This window comes from Deltaproteobacteria bacterium (assembly GCA_016219225.1).
Taxonomy (GTDB): domain Bacteria; phylum Desulfobacterota; class RBG-13-43-22; order RBG-13-43-22; family RBG-13-43-22; genus RBG-13-43-22.
Map to the genome: position 1 here is coordinate 14,964 of JACRBX010000076.1, position 20,687 is coordinate 35,650.

The 20,687-nt window shown below is 49.7% G+C and carries 22 protein-coding genes; 15 read left to right on the top strand and 7 right to left on the bottom strand.

Features of this window, described 5'->3' with window-relative positions; all coding sequences use genetic code 11:
- The 15 genes from lgt (at window position 1) to HY879_06535 (ending at window position 13,345) form a co-directional block, all read left to right on the top strand.
- Complete coding sequence (gene lgt / locus HY879_06465; protein ID MBI5602981.1) at window positions 1-771, top strand: prolipoprotein diacylglyceryl transferase; 771 nt, start codon at window positions 1-3, stop codon at window positions 769-771.
- A gap of 320 nt (window positions 772-1,091) precedes the next feature.
- A complete protein-coding gene (gene gcvH, locus HY879_06470; GenBank protein ID MBI5602982.1) occupies window positions 1,092-1,523 on the top strand; it encodes a glycine cleavage system protein GcvH in 432 nt (143 codons plus the stop codon).
- Window positions 1,524-1,545: 22 nt separating this feature from the next.
- On the top strand, window positions 1,546-2,283 hold the full coding sequence (locus HY879_06475) for an NAD-dependent deacylase (GenBank protein MBI5602983.1): 738 nt from the start codon (window positions 1,546-1,548) through the stop codon (window positions 2,281-2,283).
- 88 nt (window positions 2,284-2,371) lie between these two features.
- Window positions 2,372-3,073 (top strand): protein TolQ, encoded by a 702-nt coding sequence (gene tolQ / locus HY879_06480; protein ID MBI5602984.1) that lies wholly within the window; start codon window positions 2,372-2,374, stop codon window positions 3,071-3,073.
- A 12-nt stretch (window positions 3,074-3,085) separates the two neighbouring features.
- Window positions 3,086-3,499, top strand: a complete 414-nt coding sequence (gene tolR, locus HY879_06485) for a protein TolR (GenBank protein MBI5602985.1) — start codon at window positions 3,086-3,088, stop codon at window positions 3,497-3,499.
- The gene (locus HY879_06490) at window positions 3,496-4,389 is read left to right on the top strand and encodes a TonB family protein (GenBank protein ID MBI5602986.1); all 894 of its coding nucleotides are present in this window, start codon (window positions 3,496-3,498) and stop codon (window positions 4,387-4,389) included. The genes tolR and HY879_06490 overlap by 4 nt, the downstream gene beginning before the upstream one ends.
- Entirely contained in the window at window positions 4,390-5,709 is a 1,320-nt protein-coding gene (gene tolB / locus HY879_06495) for a Tol-Pal system beta propeller repeat protein TolB (GenBank protein MBI5602987.1), read from the top strand.
- A gap of 97 nt (window positions 5,710-5,806) precedes the next feature.
- Window positions 5,807-6,394: a peptidoglycan-associated lipoprotein Pal gene (gene pal, locus HY879_06500; protein ID MBI5602988.1), complete on the top strand. Its 588-nt coding sequence runs from the start codon at window positions 5,807-5,809 to the stop codon at window positions 6,392-6,394.
- Between the two features lie 53 nt (window positions 6,395-6,447).
- On the top strand, window positions 6,448-7,080 hold the full coding sequence (locus HY879_06505) for a hypothetical protein (GenBank protein ID MBI5602989.1): 633 nt from the start codon (window positions 6,448-6,450) through the stop codon (window positions 7,078-7,080).
- Window positions 7,077-7,361: a tetratricopeptide repeat protein gene (locus tag HY879_06510; GenBank protein ID MBI5602990.1), complete on the top strand. Its 285-nt coding sequence runs from the start codon at window positions 7,077-7,079 to the stop codon at window positions 7,359-7,361. The genes HY879_06505 and HY879_06510 overlap by 4 nt, the downstream gene beginning before the upstream one ends.
- Before the next feature lie 74 nt (window positions 7,362-7,435).
- Window positions 7,436-8,752: a phosphoglycerate kinase gene (locus tag HY879_06515; protein ID MBI5602991.1), complete on the top strand. Its 1,317-nt coding sequence runs from the start codon at window positions 7,436-7,438 to the stop codon at window positions 8,750-8,752.
- Between the two features lie 72 nt (window positions 8,753-8,824).
- The gene (locus tag HY879_06520; GenBank protein ID MBI5602992.1) at window positions 8,825-9,574 is read left to right on the top strand and encodes a ribonuclease H-like domain-containing protein; all 750 of its coding nucleotides are present in this window, start codon (window positions 8,825-8,827) and stop codon (window positions 9,572-9,574) included.
- Window positions 9,575-9,644: 70 nt separating this feature from the next.
- Window positions 9,645-10,253, top strand: a complete 609-nt coding sequence (locus HY879_06525; protein ID MBI5602993.1) for an arginine decarboxylase, pyruvoyl-dependent — start codon at window positions 9,645-9,647, stop codon at window positions 10,251-10,253.
- A gap of 259 nt (window positions 10,254-10,512) precedes the next feature.
- Complete coding sequence (locus HY879_06530; protein ID MBI5602994.1) at window positions 10,513-11,622, top strand: deoxyhypusine synthase family protein; 1,110 nt, start codon at window positions 10,513-10,515, stop codon at window positions 11,620-11,622.
- Window positions 11,623-12,472: 850 nt separating this feature from the next.
- Entirely contained in the window at window positions 12,473-13,345 is an 873-nt protein-coding gene (locus HY879_06535; protein ID MBI5602995.1) for a 3-hydroxyacyl-CoA dehydrogenase family protein, read from the top strand.
- A 76-nt stretch (window positions 13,346-13,421) separates the two neighbouring features.
- Here the strand turns inward: HY879_06535 and HY879_06540 are convergent, their stop codons facing one another.
- The 7 genes from HY879_06540 to HY879_06570 form a co-directional block, all read right to left on the bottom strand.
- Window positions 13,422-14,213, bottom strand: coding sequence for a DsbC family protein (locus tag HY879_06540; GenBank protein ID MBI5602996.1), 792 nt, complete (start codon window positions 14,211-14,213; stop codon window positions 13,422-13,424).
- Complete coding sequence (locus tag HY879_06545) at window positions 14,213-15,094, bottom strand: branched-chain amino acid ABC transporter permease (protein ID MBI5602997.1); 882 nt, start codon at window positions 15,092-15,094, stop codon at window positions 14,213-14,215. The genes HY879_06540 and HY879_06545 overlap by 1 nt, the downstream gene beginning before the upstream one ends.
- 111 nt (window positions 15,095-15,205) lie before the next feature.
- Window positions 15,206-16,186 carry a branched-chain amino acid ABC transporter permease gene (locus HY879_06550; GenBank protein MBI5602998.1) on the bottom strand — a complete coding sequence of 327 codons (981 nt, stop codon included), beginning with the start codon at window positions 16,184-16,186 and terminating at the stop codon, window positions 15,206-15,208.
- Window position 16,187: 1 nt separating this feature from the next.
- On the bottom strand, window positions 16,188-17,996 hold the full coding sequence (locus tag HY879_06555) for an AMP-binding protein (GenBank protein ID MBI5602999.1): 1,809 nt from the start codon (window positions 17,994-17,996) through the stop codon (window positions 16,188-16,190).
- Window positions 17,996-18,769: an ABC transporter ATP-binding protein gene (locus HY879_06560; GenBank protein ID MBI5603000.1), complete on the bottom strand. Its 774-nt coding sequence runs from the start codon at window positions 18,767-18,769 to the stop codon at window positions 17,996-17,998. Before HY879_06560 ends, HY879_06555 begins: the two co-directional genes overlap by 1 nt.
- The gene (locus HY879_06565; GenBank protein ID MBI5603001.1) at window positions 18,769-19,521 is read right to left on the bottom strand and encodes an ABC transporter ATP-binding protein; all 753 of its coding nucleotides are present in this window, start codon (window positions 19,519-19,521) and stop codon (window positions 18,769-18,771) included. Before HY879_06565 ends, HY879_06560 begins: the two co-directional genes overlap by 1 nt.
- A gap of 203 nt (window positions 19,522-19,724) precedes the next feature.
- Window positions 19,725-20,687 (bottom strand): ABC transporter substrate-binding protein (locus tag HY879_06570; protein ID MBI5603002.1); only part of this gene is annotated, 963 nt, incomplete at its 5' end.

Here is a 20,687-nt window from a genome sequence, read left to right on the forward strand (position 1 = left end):
ATGTTTCCCATACTCTTTCAAATCGGAAATTTCCCTATCCATACTTACGGCCTTTTTATTGCGTTCGGGTTTTTGCTGGGGATAGGACTGGCCCTAAAAGAAGCCCGGCGGACCGGGATTCCGGCAGAAAAGATCCTGGATCTTTCCTTTTATGTCATTCTTTCGGCGATCATAGGGGCCCGTCTCCTGTTTGTCGTTATCAATTATCCCTATTATATTGAACATCCCTGGGCCTTCTTCAAAGTCTGGGAAGGGGGTTTGGTGTTTTATGGGGGCTTGATTCTAAGTTTCTTAGTCGCCCTTTGGATGATGAGGAAACAAAATCTCCCTTTTTGGGAGACGGCCGATCTGGTGGCCCCTTCCATTGCCCTTGGCCAGGTTTTTGGCCGAATAGGGTGTTTTGCCGCCGGTTGCTGTTTTGGGAAAGCCACGGATAGTCCCTGGGCGGTTATCTTTAATCACCCCGAATCCCTGGCCCCGACAGGTATCCCTTTACACCCCGCGCAATTGTATGAGGCCCTGGCGGCCCTGATCATTTTTTTTATTCTATGGTTTTTGAGGAAAAGGCCGGGTTTCCCCGGAAGGCTCTTTCTTCTTTATCTTATCTTATACGGCCTTGGTCGCTGGTCCATTGAATTTTTTCGTGGAGATAACCGGGGGGGACTTTTAGGGGGAGGCTGGTCAGATACCCAGTATATTAGTGCCTTTTTGGTATTTTTACCTATTATATTCTATTGTTATCAAAATAAGAGAAAAACCCGCCCCCTTTAAAAAAAAACTTGCTAATTTTAATTGGTTATATTAGACCTCATTTAATACGGAAATACCGTTCGGCGTTAAGCGTTCGGCGTTCGGCGAAAACCATTTTCATTGTTCGTGGTGCCTGCCCCGGGCATGAAAACTTAGTACGAAAATAGAAGCCGTTGTTCGTCGATTTCCGCAAGGCGGGATTCGTTGAAACCCCTTGAATCTTGAATCCATTTTCATGCTCCTTGTTGTCCCGGAGCATCAGGGTTTAGAGAAAGAAGTATTTTAAAGATCGGCAAACAAACCAAAAACAAAAACGGCTGCGCTTGAAAAGGGAGGGCATTTTGGTTATCTTAGAAGAACTAAGATACAGTAAAGATCATGTCTGGGCCCGCTTGGATGATGATAATCGAATCACGATAGGGATTACGGATTATGCCCAGGAAGAGCTTGGAGAGATAACAGGGATCGATCTGCCCGAAGAAGGTGAAGAGGTGGTTAAAGACGAGTCCATGGGCTCTATTGAATCCCAAAATGAAGTCGTTGACCTTTTTTCTCCCTTAAGCGGGGAAATTGTCGAAGTTAACCAGGAGTTACTGGATGCACCGGAAATTATCAACGAAGATCCCTATCAGGATGGTTGGATCATCCGAATAGACATTCCATCAACAACCGATTATTATGAATTACTCACTGCAGAAGAATATGAGGAATACCTCAAAGAGATTGTTGGGGTAGAACAGATAGAAGAAGAGGAAGAAATAGCGGAAGAATAATACTAAAAGGAGAGCGGATATCATTTCTGTAATTGCCCGGGAAATAGCAGACAAACTCCGGAATGCTCAAAAAGCAATAGCCTTAACCGGGGCGGGAATCTCGGTCGATAGCGGCATCCCGGCCTTCAGGGGGAGTCAGGGGCTCTGGGATCGATATGATCCTATGGAATTTGCACATATCGAAGCCTTTTTGGCCAATCCCAAAAAGGTTTGGAAGATGCTGGTTGAATTAGGGAATATAGTAGCCCAGGCCCGGCCCAATCCAGCTCATTTAGCCCTGTCCAAATTAGAGGAGAGGGGTCATTTAAAGGCCGTTATTACCCAAAACATCGATGCCCTGCATCAATTGGCCGGGAGTAAGGAAGTTATTGAATTTCACGGTAATGGACAACGCCTGATCTGTCTGTCCTGTGGAAGGCTTTTCCCCATGGAAGCCGTAAGCCTGCATGAACTCCCCCCACGGTGTGCTTGCCGGGGGGTCCTGAAACCAGACGTCGTCTTTTTTGGGGAACCCATTCCCCCTGAGGCCAGCCAACGGGCCTTTCAGAGGACCCGGGAGTGCGATTTGATGTTGGTGATAGGCACGTCGGCGGTTGTCGCCCCAGCCAGCAATCTTCCTTTTATTGCCAAACAACAGGGAGCGGTAATTTGCGAGATCAACCTTGAAAGGACTCACCTTTCGGAAACCATATCCGATTATGTCATGGAGGCTTCTGCCAGCCAGGCCTTATCCGCCATATTGGGCTTCATGGGACTCTGATGCCTTGGCCCCCTGAGAACGGATAAAAACCCCCCTCAAGAAAGTGAAACCCATGCTTTCCATTATTAATCAAAATGAAATCTTTTCCATGGTTTTAAACGCCGGGGCCATGGTGAAACTGGTCCTTTTTTTGCTATTGGCCTTTTCCATCCTTTCCTGGGCCATTATTTTTATGAAATACCGGATCATCCACAGGGCGCGAAAGGAAACCAATCTCTTTCAGGAGATATTCTGGAAAAGTAAAAGCCTGGCCGTGGCTTATAGTGAATCAAAAAACCTTCGTTACAGCCCGGTAGCCGAGGTTTTTCGGGTCGGCTATCAGGAGTTGGGAAGGCTCTACAAAATGCAACAAGAATCCGAGGAGAACGCCCAAAGGGAATCAACGGACATCTTATCTACCAACCTGGTTCGTTTTGAAAATATTCCCCGGGCCCTTAGGGCGGCCATGAATTCCCAAGTCACGCATCTGGGTTATGCCCTGACCTTTCTGGCCACCACGGGCAATACCGCTCCTTTTATAGGGCTCTTCGGTACCGTTTGGGGCATCATGAATTCATTTCATAGTATCGGTCTTCGGGGAGGGGCCAATCTGGCCGTAGTCGCTCCAGGGATCTCCGAGGCCTTGATCGCCACCGCCACCGGTTTGGCAGCCGCCATTCCAGCGGTTATCGGGTATAACTACTTTTCCAATCAGGTCCGGGTTCTGGAATCGGAGATGAATAATTTTTCTTCTGACTTTCTGAATATTATCGAGCGGGATCTTTTTAAAAAGGCCGGGTATAAGAAGTAAGGGGTTTTCTCTATGGATGTCGGCGGCGGTGACAGAAAATTAATGTCGGAGATCAATGTGACACCTTTGGTGGATGTCATGCTGGTCCTCCTGATCATTTTTATGGTGGCTGCCCCGATGATGATGCAGGGTACGGATGTACAGCTCCCTCAAACCCAATCCAAACCGATCCAATCCCAGGAAGAACGTCTGGTAATTACCCTGAATAAAAAACAGGAAATCTACATTAATGAATACCGGGTCAGCCGGGAGGAACTCCAGGAAAAACTAAAGATCCTTTACCAAAACAAAAAAGAAGGAGAGGTTTTCTTGAGGGCCGACCGAAGTCTCCCCTATGGTTTTGTAGTCCGGATCATGAGCGATATTAAAAATGCCGGTGTAGAAAAATTGGGCATGGTCACTGAACCTGGGGAAGAAAAAAAATGACCTTCTCCGAGTTTTCTTCCTGGAAAGGGCCTTCGAGAGAAGGGCAGTGGATGAAGATGGTCTTCATTTCCCTTGGCGTCCATCTTCTGGTCCTGGCCCTCTTCCTGAATGTTTTTCCCAGGGGGGGCGTGCGAAGAAATTTAGAGCCAACCTATACCGTTAACCTGGTTGCTCCTCCTGGAGGAGGACCGGCAGGCCAGGCGAAAGCAGAAGAACCCACGGCCACCCCTTCCCCGCCTGTGGCCCCCAAACCCATCCCTTTGCCCAAGCCGGTTTTAAAACAAGAACCGGACCTCAAGGAAGAACGTTCCAAGACCTTGGAAAAGGCACTGGAACAATTAAAAAAAAAGGTCCAGCAGGAGAAGTCTCTGGAAAACGCTATGAGCCAGTTGGAAAAAAAGGCGCAACAGGAGAAATCCCTGGAAAATGCCTTGAGAGGTTTGGAAAAAAAGGTTAAAGCGGAACAGTCATTGGATAAGGCCTTGACGCGTTTGGAAAATAAAAAAGGCTCGGCCCAGACCGGGCCGGGGACAGGTCTCGGCGGACCCGGGACGATCTCCTCTTCCGTTCCAGGAGGCCAGGATGGGTTGGGCATTCAATTCCAACTGTTTCATGCCGCCTTGCGGAGTCGCATTAAAAATAACTGGGGCTTGCCCGAAGGACTGTTAAAAAGAAACGATATCTCGGCCGAGCTCATGGTTCGAATCGGTCGAACCGGTCGAATCGAGGACTTCCGTTTCGAGCGAAAATCAGGTATAGAGGCCTTCGACCAGGAAGTCCTGCGCACCTTAAAAAAATCCGATCCCCTACCGCCTATTCCGGCCGGGTATCCTAAAAATAGTTATGAGGTGATTTTAACCTTTCATTCCAAAGAGCTGTCTGGAAATTAAATGATCAAACGGACTTCAAAAAATTACCGGATGGTTGGCCTGTTGGCCCTGATCCTGCTGGTTACCTGGGCCACCCCTTCTTTTCTTTATGCCCTGGTTTATCTCGACATCGATTCCCCGGCCATGAAAAAGATCCCGATCGTGATCCCGGATTTTAAAAATCCGGGGGCTCAGGAGCCCTCGATAGGCAGTAGTGCAGCCGCCCTTCTGATACACGATCTTGATTTTACAGGATATTTTCAACTATTAGATCCGAGAGGGTTTTTGGGAAATCCCGACGAGCAAGAATCCATAGACTTTAAGGCCTGGACTTTAACCGGTGCTGACCTCTTGGTCAAAGGATCTTATCGGGTGGAAGGAACCCAACTCCGTCTGGAATTGCGCTTGTACGACCTTCTTAAGGGCCGCCAGTTATTGGGAAGAGAATACACTACCTCCAACCGGGAATTTAAGAAGCCGATCCATCGTTTTGCCGAAGAGATCCTTTTTCTCCTGACCGGAGAACGGGGATTATTCCAAACCAGGATTGCTTTTATTTCCACTACTAACGGGAAAAAAGACATCTATTCGGCCGAATTTGATGGCAGCAACTCCCAGCGATTAACCCGATTCAACTCCATTACGCTGACGCCTCGTTGGTCCCCGCGGGGGAATGAGATCGCCTATACCTCTTACAAAGACGGGGGACCGGCCGTCTATCTGCTTCATCTCCCTGGAATGCAATCCACCAGGATCTCCAGTCGGCCAGGGGTCAATATTACCCCGGCCTGGTCCCCGGATGGGGAATCCCTGGCCGTTGCCTTGAACCATCAGGGCAATTCTGAAATCATACAGTTGAACCGCAGCGGGGCCGCCATCCAGAAATTGACCAAAAGCTGGGGGATTGATGTTTCACCGAGCTTTTCCCCGGATGGAAAACAATTGGCCTTCGTTTCCAACCGCTCCGGAAGTCCTCAGATTTATCTGTTAACTATCGGTTCCCAGGAAGTCCGGCGCCTGACGTTTCAGGGCCGTTATAACGTGGGTCCGGTCTGGTCCCCCAAGGGTAACCTGATCGCTTATGCCGGCCAGATGGGGGGGCAATTTCATATATTTACCATTTCACCGGCCGGAGGTGAACCCCAACGGCTCACCGCGTTAGGAAACAATGAATCCCCGGATTTCTCCCCTGATGGCCGGATGATACTTTTCAGTTCCAATCGCCATGGCCGGTCGGCCATCTATGCCATGAATTCCAATGGGGCCAATCAACGGCGGATCACATTTATGGCCGGGGAACAATTCAGTCCTTCCTGGTGCCTGAAAAAATTTGATGAGTAAACCATTTTCAATCTTTTTTTTAGAAATTTTTGGCTATAATTACAACTTAAAATGAGATACAATAGTTTCATCTAATCCAAAGGAGGAAAAAAACGTGATGGCAAAACAAACCGCTCTTGGAATATTGATCCTGGTTTTTTTCATTTCCGGCCTCTTTCTTTTTTCTTGCGGCAAAAAGGAAATAAAAAGTGAAGGCATTGTTTCAACACCCCCGGCCGCCACGGAAAAGGAGGCGGAAAAGGCCAAAAAACAGGTGCGTATTAAAGAACAGGGACCAACCGATCAGGAATTGAAAGAAAGGGCCCTGAAAGAAGAAGAGGCCAGGCGTTTGAAGGAAGCGGCTGAGAAGGCCCGCTTTGAAACGGATGACATCTATTTTGAATTCGATCAATACCTCCTCTCCGATACGGCCAAACAGGCCATAAACAAAAAAGCCAAATGGCTAAAGAGCTATCCTTTAGCCAAGGTTCAGATCGAAGGCCACTGCGATGAGAGAGGAAGCGCCGAATACAACCTGGCCCTGGGACAGAAAAGAGCCGATGCGGCCATGCAGTACCTGGTGTCCCTGGGTATCAGCGCCAATCGCGTTTCAACCATTAGTTTTGGCAAGGAAAAACCTTTGGATCCGAATCATACCGAAGCGGCCTGGGCCAAGAATCGCCGGGCCCATTTTGTACTAAAATAGGCGGAGATGCATCTCTCTTTTTAAGAATCTAATACCGGATTTGGAGGGTTAGGGTGAAAAGGGTTAACAGTTTTCTTATAGTGTCCCTGTTTCTTTGCCTGTTCGGTTGTGCCAGCCGGGAGGATGCGATCATCTTGGACAACAAGACTGCGTCATTGGAACGCCAACTATCCATCCTGAGAGATTCTAATAGGGATTCGAACGAAGAAATGAAGGCCGCCCTGTCCCGCCGGATGGATCAGGCAGAAAAAAAAATGGATTCCCTGCTGCAGCCGGTTCATCAAATTCAAGCCAACACCACCACCCAAATCGAGGCCCTGAAAACACAGATCCAGGATCTTCAGGGGCGTATCGAGGCCTTTGAGTATAGCCAAAAAAGAGATCAGGGTAGGTTGACGGAGTCTTTAGTCAAAGAGCTGAAAGAAATGGAAGCCCGTTTGAAACGGCTGGAACAACCCCCTCCACCGCCGCCTCCGCCACCACCCCCTCCTGCCGAACCGGAACCTACACCGGAAAAGGCCAAAGAAACGACACGGGTTTCCCCGGAGGGTCCAAAAGAAAATAAAGAGCCGACCAAAGAAAAGGAAAAGGTTAAAGCCGTCCCGGAAGATATTTTTGAGGCCGCCGAGACCTTGTTTAAAAAACAGGCCTTTGAAGGCGCTCAAAAAAATACGAAGAATATTTGAAAACAGCCCCCAAAGGAAAATTTGTGGAAGAGGCCCGGTTCGGATTGGCCGAATCGCTTTTTGGGCAAAAGGACTATGAAGAGGCCATCCTGACCTATCAAAAATTGATTAAGGCTTATCCTAAAAGTAAATTTGTCCCTCCAGCCCTATATAAGCAGGCCCTGTCATTTATCAGCCTTAAGGATACCGGTAGCGCCAGACTCCTCCTGGAAAAAATCGTTAAAAGCTATCCTAAGTCGAGTCAGGCCAAGCTGGCCCAGAAGAAATTGAAGTCCCTTTAAAAAATCTGAAACCGACCCGACATCCCTTCTGGCCTTAAGTTGGATGGAAGGGGATGTCGGAGAGGATATTCCCCATGACCCATCATACCCTGGACCCGCATCTCCAGGTCATCCAGCAGGCTGACCTGGAAGACAGAATCGTCCTTCTCCGGGTGGATCATAATGTCGTTAAAAAAGGGATCATTCGAGATCCTTACCGGATCGAGCAAACCTTCGGCACCCTTTACAATATCGTTGAAAGGGGTGGTCGGCCGATCCTGATGACCCATGTGGGGCGCCCCCGAGACAAAAAGACCGGGACCATTTCCTGTTCTCCTGACAGCGGGGTGGATCCTATTGTCCGTTATCTAGAACAGAAGTTGCATACCAATTTTTTTGTCCCGGATTTTCCAATCGCCGGTTCCAAGGGGATCACCCATATAGACACCTCGGTCAACCTGGCCATCAAGGATCTCCGAAACCGCAAAATAGGCGGCATATATCTCCCCAACACCCGGTGGTTTCAGGGAGAAGAGAGTCAGGGGCCGGAACGGGAGGCCTTTGCCAAGCAATTAGCCGGACTGGCCGATGTCTTTGTCAACGATGCCTTCGGCTCCTGGCAGGCCCATGCCTCCACCTATGAGATTGCCAGGTATTTGCCAGCCTATGCCGGCTTCCTGATGCAAAAGGAAATTGCCAACCTGGACCGGGTCTTAAAACCGGAGCGCCCTTTTTTAGCGGTAGTGGCCGGGGCCAAGTATGACACCAAAATAGGCCCCCTGAATAAAATTTATGAAAAGGTGGACCATCTGATCTTAGGCGGCGTGATTTATAATACCTATCTGGCCGCCAAATGGGGGGTGGAGATCGCCGGGGTCTCGGAAAAGGATGTGCAGACCGCCAGGGAGTTGGTGGCCCTGGATGAAAAGGCCAATAAAATTGTTGAACTTCCCCTGGTAATCGAATCAGAAACCATGGAAGGACCCTTTGAAGGAAAAATTCGAACCCTTAATATCAGGAATTTCAAGGCCGGGGATCGTTATGGCTATCTTTTGGATATCGCCTCCCCTTCTTTTGAGGATCCCGAGGTCAGGAAGGTGCTCTCTCAAGCCAAAACGATATTTGTCAATGCCGTCATGGGCTACACCCCTTATTTTACCGAAGGGTCCAAGGCCCTGGACCAGACTATTGATCAAAACCAGACAGCCTATAAAATGTACGGTGGCGGCGACACTCTCCAGGAATTCAAAGACCTGAACCCCGGCCTCTACTTGAGCGTTATCGACAACACCCAATATTATTTCTTCACCGGCGGCGGGACGGTTCTGACCGCCATAGAGGAGGGGACCCCCTATCGATTAAAACCCATTCAGGCCCTGATGCAGGGTGCGAGGCTCGATGGGGAAGGCTGAAAAAAAGTCTTTCCTTTACTTGATATAATCCAGTATCCAGCAACCAGTATCAAGCATAGGGAGCATAAACTTTTGTTAGATCATACCTTTATCCATATAGCGGGCATCGGACCCAAGACTGAAAAGCAGTTGTGGGATCAAGGGGTCCTGACCTGGACCGATTTTTTAAACCATGAAAATCCGATCTTCTCACCGGATCGGGATGACCTGATCAGACGAGAGCTGGAGATTTCTTCGGAACATCGCGATGACCTCCTTTTTTTTGTAGATCGCCTTCGGCCGGCCGACCTCTGGCGGGTTTTTGAATCCTTCCAGGACCAGGCTGTTTTTTTAGACATAGAGACCAGCGGGGGTTACCAGGATATGGATGAGATCACGGTCATCGGCCTCTATGACGGCCGAAAGGTCCAGACCTTCGTTAATGGCCGGAATTTAGAGGAGTTTGAGCAGGCCATTGCCTCTTATTCCCTGGTCATCACTTTTAACGGGTCTTGTTTCGACCTGCCTATTCTCAGGAGGTGGTTCCGGAATCTCACCCTTCCCCCGGCTCATATCGATCTGCGCTTTCTCTTGAAAAAATTAGGACTGCGGGGAGGCTTGAAGTCCATTGAAAGGCAATTGGGTTTGTCCCGGGACCCTTCTGTGGAAGGGCTGAATGGTTTTGATGCCGTGTTGCTTTGGAAGGCCTACCAATGGGGAGACCCATCGGCTCTGGAGCGTTTGATACGCTATAACACCATGGACATCGTCCAGCTCAAACCCTTAATGGAATTGGGTGCCAGGGAATTAAAAGAAAGACTTTTATCCGGGCAGGTTCAATAAAAGAGGAATTTTTTATTTTAATCTTGACAATATCTCCTAAAATATAATATATAATCAAGTTTTTTAATATATGAGGATCAAAGCCTTGACTAGCGCTAAACCGAAAAAAATAAAGAATTCTGGCCAGTTTGATAACGCCTGGCTGGTTCCTAAAAAGGTCTTTTTTACCAAGGGGATCGGGAGACACAAAGCTAAATTGCAATCTTTCGAATTGGCTTTAAGGGATGCCGGAATCGAAAAATGCAACCTGGTCTATGTTTCTTCTATTTTCCCTCCCAACTGTAAAATCATTCCTTTTGAAGAAGGGATCCAAGAACTTTTACCAGGGCAAATCACCTTCTGCGTCCTGGCCAAGATCAGTTCCAATGAGCCGGAACGGCTGATGGGGGCTTCCATAGGTCTGGCCGTTCCCGCCGATGAATACCATTATGGATATTTGTCCGAACATTCGGCCTTCGGGGAGAACGAGAAAGTCATGGGGGATTTTGCCGAAGATTTAGCCTCCACCATGCTGGCTACCACCCTGGGAATCGATTTCGATCCCCAGAAGGACTACGATGAACGGCGGGAAATCTACCGGATGAGCGGCAAAATAGTAGATACCTTTTCGACGACCTGCGTGACCCGGGCGGATGGTATTTGGACCACAGTGGTGGTGGCCGCAGTATTTTTGCTTTGAGTACAGCAACTTTAAAGGAAATTCTGGATCAGGATTTTCATCACCATTTAATAGGAAGATTTCTTGCGAACCCTTAATTTTCTGGGATTGGATGAAACCGGCCTTTCTCCAGAAACGGCGGACGTCCTCATCCAACCGATTCCAACCGATTCCACAACCAGTTTCCAGCCGGGTACTCGATTCGGACCTGAGACCTTCTTTCAGGCTATAGGATCCTTCCCTTCTTGTTTGTTTTATTCATCAAAGAAAGAAAATCACCATGTCTGAATTTAAAAGGCGGTCTTGGCACGATCCGCATGACGGGACCCAGGATGGACTGACTCCCCTTAAAAGTCTCGATATCAAAGAGATTGATGATTTTAGCTCCTTATTAACAGGCATGGCTCAAACGGCTTTTGGAGGGCGTTCTCTGGGAGAAGCCCAGGACATATTTCATGAAATGGTCTCCGATCCCCATTGCCTTAAGGTCGGAACCTTCTCCGGAGCCATGTCGGTCGCCAAGATGGGCCTTCTGATCTGCGATATGATCGATTGGGGATGGCTGGATATCATCATTTCAACCGGGGCCTTGATGGCCCATGGTTTGATTGAATCGGTGGGTTTACTCCATTACAAAAGTCCCCCTTCCCGATCGGATGCTTATTTTTATGACGCCGGCTATAACCGGATCTATGATACCCTGGAAATGGAAAAGAACCTCAATCATATAGAGGAAATCATCTCACGGGTTTTAGACCGAATCGATTTGGAAGAGGCCCCTTTGTCCTCCGAAATCTTTTGCCGGGAGGTCGGAAAATATTTAGCTGAAATTACCGATCAACCCGGTATCCTGAGAAATGCTTACTTAAAAGGGGTCCCGGTCTATATCCCGGCCTTCACTGATTCTGAGTTGGGCCTGGATATGGCCACCAGTTTAGTCCGAAAGATTTTGGATTCAAAAAAGGCCGCCACTCCGGCTGAAGCCTTAGGCAAAATGATATTTAATTTTAATCCGTTTTTTGATCTCGGGTCCTATACACAGCACATTATTAAGGCTTCCAAACTGGGGATATTCACGATCGGCGGTGGGGTCCCAAGAAACTGGGCCCAACAGGTCGGGCCTTTTCTGGAAATTCTCCAATACCGTTTGAAGGAAGAAATCCCCCTGAAACGGTTCTCTTACGGGGTTCGTATTTGTCCCGAACCGGCCCATTGGGGAGGTTTAAGCGGCTGCACTTATTCGGAAGGGGTTTCCTGGGGGAAATTTGCCTCCCCGGAAGAAGGCGGGCGTTATGCCGAGGTTTTGTGCGATGCCACGATTGCCTGGCCTATCCTGATGGCCGGGGTGCGACATAAGATCCTCAAAGAAAAGGAAAGCCCGGTCAAATGAACCCTAAAAGGATAAAATAAAAATTTTCTTGACATGGGCGGTCAGATCGCCTATTATCACAATTTATATTTAAGGATACTCTGTCTATCTTCTTGAAAAGAGATAGAATTTTTTCATTTTTTTTAGGTCATAATTTTACTGGCAAGCAATTTAAATTAAGCAAAGGAGGTGAGTCACAATGCGGAAAATAATTTCCTTGGTGCTCGTCGTAATGTTGTTGGTAGTCTTTTCTTTTGCCATGGGTTGCAAAAAGAAGGAAGAGGCTCCGCCGGCCCCACCTGCGGCTGAACAAAAAGCCCCGGAACCAGCTCCTGCTCCGGCTCCTGGAGGTGAGCAAAAGGCTCCTGAAGCCGCTCCGGCTCCGGCCCCGGCTCCAGCTCCAGAAAAAAAATAGTTTTTTATTCTCTAAATCGATTTTCCTTAAAGGGACAGTTTGTCAATATTTTTCAAACTGTCCCTTTTTCTTTCCTAACCCGGACAAGCCGGAACCAAAAGCTTACCACGAAGACTCGAAGGCACAAAGAAATGCAAAAAATTTTCTTGCCATTTTGAGAAGAATTTTATTGGCTGCAAGGGGTGCCGGGTATCCGGCTGAGAGAACAACCCGCCTTTATTCCTCCTGGATTAAAAAAAAGAGCCGGTCATGATTTTTTTCTTATTTTTTAAATAAAGGTATCATAGGAACCGAAAAATTCAGGGAATAATTAAACTTTAGAATGTTTTTTCTTCTTGACCCTCCAGTCGGCTTATTTTATATTCTTTTCAGACAGAAAGTCGGAAAAACCCGATGTCCTGTTATCGTCGATCATCGACGCATCTATTTTGTCAGTTTCAGGAAAGGAGAAAGGTAATGACCGTCAATGACATTAAAAATGTTTGTGTAGTGGGGGCCGGTAACATGGGCCACCAGATTTCCCTTCTTTGCGCCCTCCATGGGTATAAGACCACCTGTACCGACGTGGTTCCGGAAATTTTAAAGAAGGCCGAAAAATTTGTCGATACCTATTTGCCCGGAAGGGTTGCCAAGGGGAAATTGACTCAGGAACAGGCCGATGCAGCCCGCAAGAATATTTCCTTCACCCTCGATTTGAAAGAGGCGGCCAAAGACGCCGACTTTGTCATCGAAGCAGCCATCGAAGTCCTCGACATCAAAAGAAAGGTCTTTTCCGACCTTGATCAATTCGCCCCTTCCCATGCCATTCTGGCCACCAACAGCTCGGCCCTGGTGAGTTCCTTGATTGCCGACGCCACCAAACGGCCTGATAAAGTCGTCAACATGCACTTCTTCAACCCGGCCCTGGTAATGAAACTGGTGGAAGTGGTCAAAGGCCCCCATGTTTCGGATGAAACCGCCACGGTGACTATGGCACTATGTGAGAAATTGGAAAAGGTGCCGGTGCTGATCAATAAGGAAGTGGAAGGGTTTCTGCTGAACCGGATTTTCAAGGTCATCAGCCGGGAGGCCCTCTGGATGCTGGAGATGGGCATCGCCACGGCTGAAGACATCGACAAGGCCTGTGTTTACGGGGCCGGCCATCCTATGGGTCCCTTCCGGCTGATGGACCTGACCGGCATTGACCTGGCCTATATCATGTCCGTGGAACGGTTTAAGAAATCCGGTGATTTTGCCGACCTTCCCGCTCCGAGCATTGTGGAAAAATATGTTAAGGGAAACTATGGGGAGAAGTCCGGAAAAGGGTGGTACGATTACTCCAAGAAGTAATAAGCAACAGGGCTCTTGTGCCGATCAGGGGCGGGTTTATCCCGCCCCTGAAGATATTCAAGATACAGCGGGACGGTTATTTCAAGGGCTTGGTCAAGCCTAATCGCCTTCGCAATTCCTCTTCGGGGATTACCCCGGACATATAAATCCCATCACTGAAAATAAAAGTCGGGGTTGAAGAAATCCCTTTTTTCTTCATGAAGGCGATCGTACCATCCACCTTTTTGATCCCCTCGGCACATTGGTGGTCCGATTGATAATTCCCCTCTAATCCTTCGACTCCTTTTTGGTCGCAAAGGATAGCAATGGATTGCTCCCGGGCCCCTTTGTGAATATCCAAAGGAAAAAGGAGAAAATGGACCTGAAATCCTTCTTTTTCCATCACCTTCTTTAAAAGGGCCTCGGCCTGTTTGCAAAAGGAGCATTGGGGATCGGTGGCCAGATAAACCACCTTTTTCCCCTGTCCCATGGTAAAGGCCGTGAGCGATTCTACCTGACGCATTTCCTCGGGAGTGAGCCGGTTCAACAATTGAAGGGTTTCCTGGGTCAGGTTCTTCCCGCTCTTTGCTTCGAAGAGACTACCGGCCAGCAGGAAATCTCCCCGGGAATCAGAATAAAGAAGGTGGATCTGGCCCCCTATTTTTAGGGGTATCTGGCAGAGTCCGGCTTCGGCCGGACTGACCTTTCCTATTTCGAACTGTAATTTCGGGAAGGTTTTTCTGATGGCGGGGAGAAGTTTTTCGGAAGATGGACATTGGGCCTTAACCGGGAAAGGGAAAACCATCAGATCGAGGCCAAGCAGGCCCCCCAAAACCGTTACAAATATGAATAACCGCCCTAAACGTCCCATCCGTTTCTCTAAAATCATTAAACCCGTTCTTTGAACTCCGTTCCCAGGAGTCCCTCCGGCCGTATTAATAATATAACAATAATCACCAGGAAAGCCAGGGTATTCTTGAAAGCCACGGTGATATAGTTGCCGGCCAGACTTTCAGCCAGTCCCAACAGGAGGCCGCCTACGATGGCCCCGGGGAGGCTGTTCAACCCTCCCAATACGGCGGCTGCAAATCCCTTCAGAAAGGGATCGAGCATGAAGAAGGGATCCAGCAGCAGGGCCGGAGCCAGGAAGAGACCGGCCAGGACCCCCAGGAAGGCGGCCAGTCCCCAGGAAAGAGAAAGGATACTGCGGGTCGGTATACCAAGGGTCTGAGCCGCCGGCAGGTTTTCCGATGTGGCCCGCATGGCCAGCCCCAGACGGGTTCGCTGAACCAAAAGATAAAGTAATGCGCTCCCCAAAAGGCCGACGGCCATGGCCCCCAGCGAGAGCTGGCTGACCACCGTTTCCCCAAGCTTATAGACCTTAGTGTCCGAGAGGGGGAAAGGAAAAGATTGCGGCTCTGTACCCCAGGTATAAGAAATAAGTCCTTGAAAGATCAATCCCAACCCTACGGTTAAGATCGTTTGCCCTAACAAGGTGGCATCCCGCCGCTGAGCCGGAATGAGGATGGCAAAATAAAAACCCATGGCGAGTAAACCGCCGAAAAGGAGGGCCAGAAAAAAGGCCAGGCTGAAGGATTGGTTCCAACCTAAAATCATGAAGGCGAAGAAGGTTCCGGCAGTGGCCATATCGCCATGGGCGAAATTTAAGATCCGGGTGGAGCGGTAGATAAGGACTACACCCAAAGCAACCAGGGCATACAAACTGCCGATGGACAGACCGGAAATGGCATATTGCAGAAATAAGTTCATAAGTTTTCCTTAATGTCAAGGGCAAAAGGCCCAAGGCGTAAGGCGCAAGGAAGGACAAAAAATAACTGCTCTTTACCTTGTACCTTGTGCCTTGAACCTTGAGCCGAATTTTTATCTAAACGGCCACATCCTGAGATAGAGCCGGATCTTCATCCAACGGCCGGAGAGCCCCAGGGGTTCGAAAATCAGGATGATCAGAATGGCTATTCCATAGACCACCGGGATCAAGGCCTTTATATCACTGAAAACCTGAGGAACCAGAACCACAAAGGCCGCTCCCAGGATGGCCCCTTCCACCGAAGCCAAACCGCCGATGATGACAGCCACAAACAGGGTTATGGTTTCCAGGAAGGTGAACATGTTGGGTTCCAGATAACCCAGTAACAAGGCATAGAGTCCTCCTTGAACCCCGGTATAAAAAGAACTGATGGCAAAAGAGAGCAGCTTGTAGCGGGTGAGATTGACCCCCATGGCTTCGGCCGCGATGTCGTTATCCCTTATGGCGATGAAGGCCCGACCGACAAAAGAAGAAATCAGGTTATAAGACATCAAAGTAAAAAGAAAGGCCAAAAAAAGAATGAAATAGTAAAAGGTGGTGGTTTGACTCAGGGTCAGGAACGGCTGGAGCTTTTGGACGGTAAGCCCCATCCGGCCCCCGGACAGGAGCTCCGAGTTGACGAAGACCTGATAGACCGCTATCCCGAATCCAAGGGTGACAATAGCCAGATAAGGACCTTTTAAGCGCAGAGAGGGAAAGCCGACCAGGATACCGAAAAGCCCGGCCAGGAAACCGGATAAAAAGAGATTAATCAGTATAGGACAACCCATCCGGGAGAGGTGTCCGAAGGTAAAGGCCCCGATGGCCAGGAAACCGGCCTGCCCGAAAGAGATCTGGCCTGTATAACCGATTAAAATGTTTTGCCCTTGTACCCCGATGGTGTAGATAAAAATCAGGGTGGCCACATAGACCCAATATTCCCGGCCAAACCAGGGCAGCAGGAGTAAAGCGACCAGCAACAAGACAATCCACAAACCGGTCCAGGGCTTTCGTATCAACCGCAGTTCTTCTTTATAGCTTTCAATCAGATCCATATCATCTTTTCCCTTTATACATCGATTCTATCAACTCGGCATACCGTTTTTCCAGAAAACGGCGTTTGACCTTTTTGGTCGGGGTGACATCCCCATCCTCCTCATAAAATCGTCTGGGAAGGAGGGCGAATTTCTTGATGGATTCGACCTGGGAAAGGGTCTTGTTGACCTTGGATACTTCCTGATCGATTAGTTTGATGATCTCAGGATTCTGGGTCAGGTTTTCAAAGGTGGTAAAGGGGATACGGTTATCCTGGGCATATTTATTGACATTGTCCTCATCGATCAAGATCAGGGCCGCTAAAAATTTGCGGCCGTCCCCGATCACCACGGCGTCCTGGATATAGGGACTGAATTTCAACTTATTTTCAATAAAGGCCGGGGTGATATTCTTCCCGCCGGCCGTAATCAAAATGTCCTTTTTACGGTCCATGATCTTCAGATAACCGTCTTCCAGAACCCCCACATCCCCGGTATACAACCAGCCGTCCTTGACGGTCTCGGCCGTCAGTAGGGGGTCCTTTAAATAGCCTTTAAAGACTCCGACGCCTCGGGCCAGGATCTCTCCGTCTTCGGCAATCCTGACCTCTACCCCGGGGATCGGTTCCCCCACATAGCCCCAGCGGGGATGGTCGATGCGCTGCAAGGCGATCACCCCGGTCGATTCGGTCTGGCCGTAACCTTCCCGTAAGGGGATGCCCAGGGCATTGTAATACTCAAACAGCTCCGGAGAGGCCGGGGCCGCCCCGCAGATGGCAAAACGGACCCGCTCAAACCCTAATTGGCGTCTCAGATGGTATAGGACCAGCCAGTAAAAGGGCCAGTAGAGCAAGGCCCACAGCCGGCGCTCTTTAGAACCTCCGGGGGTTCGTATATATTTCAGACCGATCCCGATACTCAGGCGATAAAGGATCTTCTTCAAGGGGGTGGAATCGGACATGCGGATTTCGATCATGGAGGCAAATTTTTCCCAGATCCGGGGCACACTGGCAAAAACGGTCGGGGAAACTTCCCGCAGGTTTTCCGGCAGGGTATCCATACTCTCCACAAAATTGACCGTACATCCGCTCCAGATGGAGGTAAAAACAGAGATCAAATTTTCATAAATATGGGCCAGGGGCAGGTAGGAGACGACTTCATCGGTCTCAAAACCCTTGTTGACCGCATCATAGGATTCGGTCAGGCCCAGGATATTCCGGTGGCTGATCATGGCCCCTTTAGGCCGGCCAGTGGTTCCGGAGGTATAGATAATCATGGCGGTGTCATCCGCCTGAATCTCGGCCAGGTGGTCTTCCACGCAGCGGGGATTATGCTCCAGATGGGAGGCGGCCTCTTTGAGAAACTGATCGAAGAAGATGATCTTCTCCTGGGAAAACCCCCACAGCCCTTTGGGGTCCCAGATGATGACCTGTTTAACTGAAGGCAGATCCGGGAGGATCTGGAGGACCTTGTCCACCTGTTCTTCATTTTCAACAAACAGGACCTTCGATTCGGAATGGTTGACCACATAGGCCACCTGATCCGCAGCCGAGGTCGGATAGATGCCGCAGGTCACCCCCCCGCCGGACATAACGGCCAGATGGCAAACCAGCCATTCCGGCCGGTTTTCACCCAGGATGCAGACCCGGTCCCCTCGTTCAACCCCTAATGCGATCAGGCCGGCGGCCACCTGTCGGACCATTCGACCATATTCTTTCCAGGAAATGCGCTTCCAGATCCCGTAATCCTTGTGCCGCAGGGCCACCCGATCTCCATACCGCTCCACCTGGCTGAAAAACAGGGCGGGAAAATGTTCTAGTCCCTGATGCATTACCATCTCCTTCTTTTCTTATAAAGTCGCCAACCCTTGGAAGAGGTCGATTCCTTGCCCAGGCCCAAATACAGTTCCTGGACATCTTCGTTTTCCATTAATTCTTTTGATGATCCTTTCAGCACGATCCGGCCGGCTTCCAGGATATAGCCGTAGTTGGCAATCTTGAGGGCTAATTTGGCATTCTGCTCGACCAGCAGGATGGTCGTCCCGAGCTTACTGATCTTTTGCAGGGCATCGAAGACCAGCCGGGCCACCAGCGGGGCCAGACCCAGAGAGGGCTCGTCGAGCATCAAAAGCTTGGGTTTGCGCAGCATGGCCCGGGAAATAGCCAGCATCTGCTGTTCCCCCCCGGAGAGGGTTTCGGCCTGCTGGCCGGTCCGTTCTTTCAGGATCGGAAAAAGCTCGTAGATAAAATCCAGATCATCCTTGATCCCTTTGTCCCGGCGGCCCCAACAGCCCAGCTCCAGGTTTTCCCGGACGGTCAATTCCCGAAAAAGACCGCGGTCTTCGGGGACGTAAACAATCCCGGAAGAAGAAATCCGCTCCGGGGGCAGACGGTGGATCCGGCGGCCGTTGAATTCGATGACCCCCTTCTTGGGCTGATCCTTGAGTAACCCGGCGATGGTCCTGAGAAGTGTCGTTTTTCCGGCCCCATTGGGCCCCAGGACGGCAAAGATTTCTCCCTCGGCTACCTCCAGGGAAAGGCCGTGCAGGGCGTAGATACGGTCAAAATAAAGGGTCTCAATATTGGCGATTTTTAAGAAAGACATTAATCATCCCCCAGGTAGGCTCGAATAACTTCAGGGTTGCGCTGCACCTCTTCAGGGGTCCCTTGAGCAATCTTCCGGCCATAATAGAAGGCGACCATCTGGTCGGCCAGTTTGGAGGCAATCCTTAAATCATGCTCGACTAAAAGGATGGTCATTCGGAACCTGCCCCGGATCTCATTGATCCGGTAGGCCGACTCTTCTTTTTCCTCAGAGGTCAAGCCGGAAATCGGTTCGTCCAACAAAAGGATTTTGGGTTCCAGGGCCAGGGCCCGCCCCATTTCTATCCGCTTCTGGACCCCGTAAGGGCAATCGGCCACCCGGGATTTTCGATAGGCCTGAAGATCCAGAAAGTCGATGATCTCTTCGACTGTTTCCCGGTGGCGGAGCTCTTCTTTACGGATTCTCAGCAAAGGCGAAAAAGGGTTTTTCTTAAAATGGAGATGGCGCCCGACCAGAAGATTATCCAGGACATTCATATTCATAAACAGCCGCAGATTCTGAAAGGTCCGGGCGATTCCCCGGCTGGCAATGGCATCCGGGGAAAGCTTGCGAATATTCTCTCCCTTAAAAAGGATTTCCCCCTGATTCGGTCGATAGATCCCGGTAAGGCAGTTAAACAGGGTGGTCTTGCCGGATCCATTGGGCCCGATCACGGCGATAATCTTTTCTTCCGGGACCTGGAGGCCGATACCACTCAAGGCCATGATGCCGCCGAAGCTGATGGACAACTCTTTGATCTCTAATATGGACATAATGCTATCAAGCCCTCACGCCCCTCTGGGGCGCCACGAAGCATAAAAATGGATTCAAGGGGCGAGGGGTCGAGGATTCAAGTGAAAGACGTGTAATTTAAAACCCTTGAGCCCTATTTTCGAACTAAGCCCGCATCACCCAAGGGGCACCACGAAGGATGAAAATGGGTTTCGCCGACCCCCGACCCCTGAATGGGAGTTGGTTAAAATAAGGATTTATGAATTACGTAATCGGTAACCGGTACGTGCTTGCCTTTTTCAGCATGTAAAAGCCGTGATCCATTGACACCATGGTGTCGGGTCGGGGAGAAGGTCATAGGGGCACCGATCCCTTCGGGCTTCCAGTTCTTGATCATTTCCATCCCTTTGATCAGACTTTCCTGGGTAAGATTCCTTCCGGCATTCTTTAAACCCTCTACCAGGGTTATCATGGAGACCGCTCCAAAGACAGCCAGATATTCCTTGCCGGCCAGTTTGGGTTCATATTTTTTAAGGATGTCGGATACCCGGTCCATGGCCGGTTCTCCCGGGACGCCAACCTGACCGGCCCCGGCCGGATAAACCCCTTCCCAGACATCGGCCCCGGCCACATTATACATAATGGGGTCGCCCACCGGAAAACTCCCTACGGCTTTGGGCCGATAGCCTATCTTGGCCATTTCCTTGAGGATCAGGGCGGCATGGGTCATGGTGGGATACATGAAAATGGTATCGGCCCCGGATTCCTTAAGCTTCTGGGCATGGGTGCCCATGGTCCTTTCCGTGACTTCATAGGGGATGGCGACCATCAGTTCGGCCTTGCCCGGATTCTTGGACAGGGCCATCTTTATCCCTTCCAACCCCATTTTACCATAGTCATCATTCTGGTAGAAGACGGCCAGCTTTTTAGTCCCCAGGTTTTTTATAGCATGGGTACCTAAAAACTGCGCCTCATCCTCATAATCCGTATAGGAGACAATGATGTATTTATGTTTTTCCTTGGGATATTTAGCCCAGATACGGTCATCGCCGTAAGCGTCGATTATAGGAATTTTGTTCTCAAAAAAGAAGTCCTTACAGGCATTGACGACTGCGGTTCCCAGGAGGGCGTTAACGGCAAAAACTTTGCCTTTCATTTCGGTGAGATTAGCCATGGCCCGGGCCGGATTATACCCATCGTCCTTGAG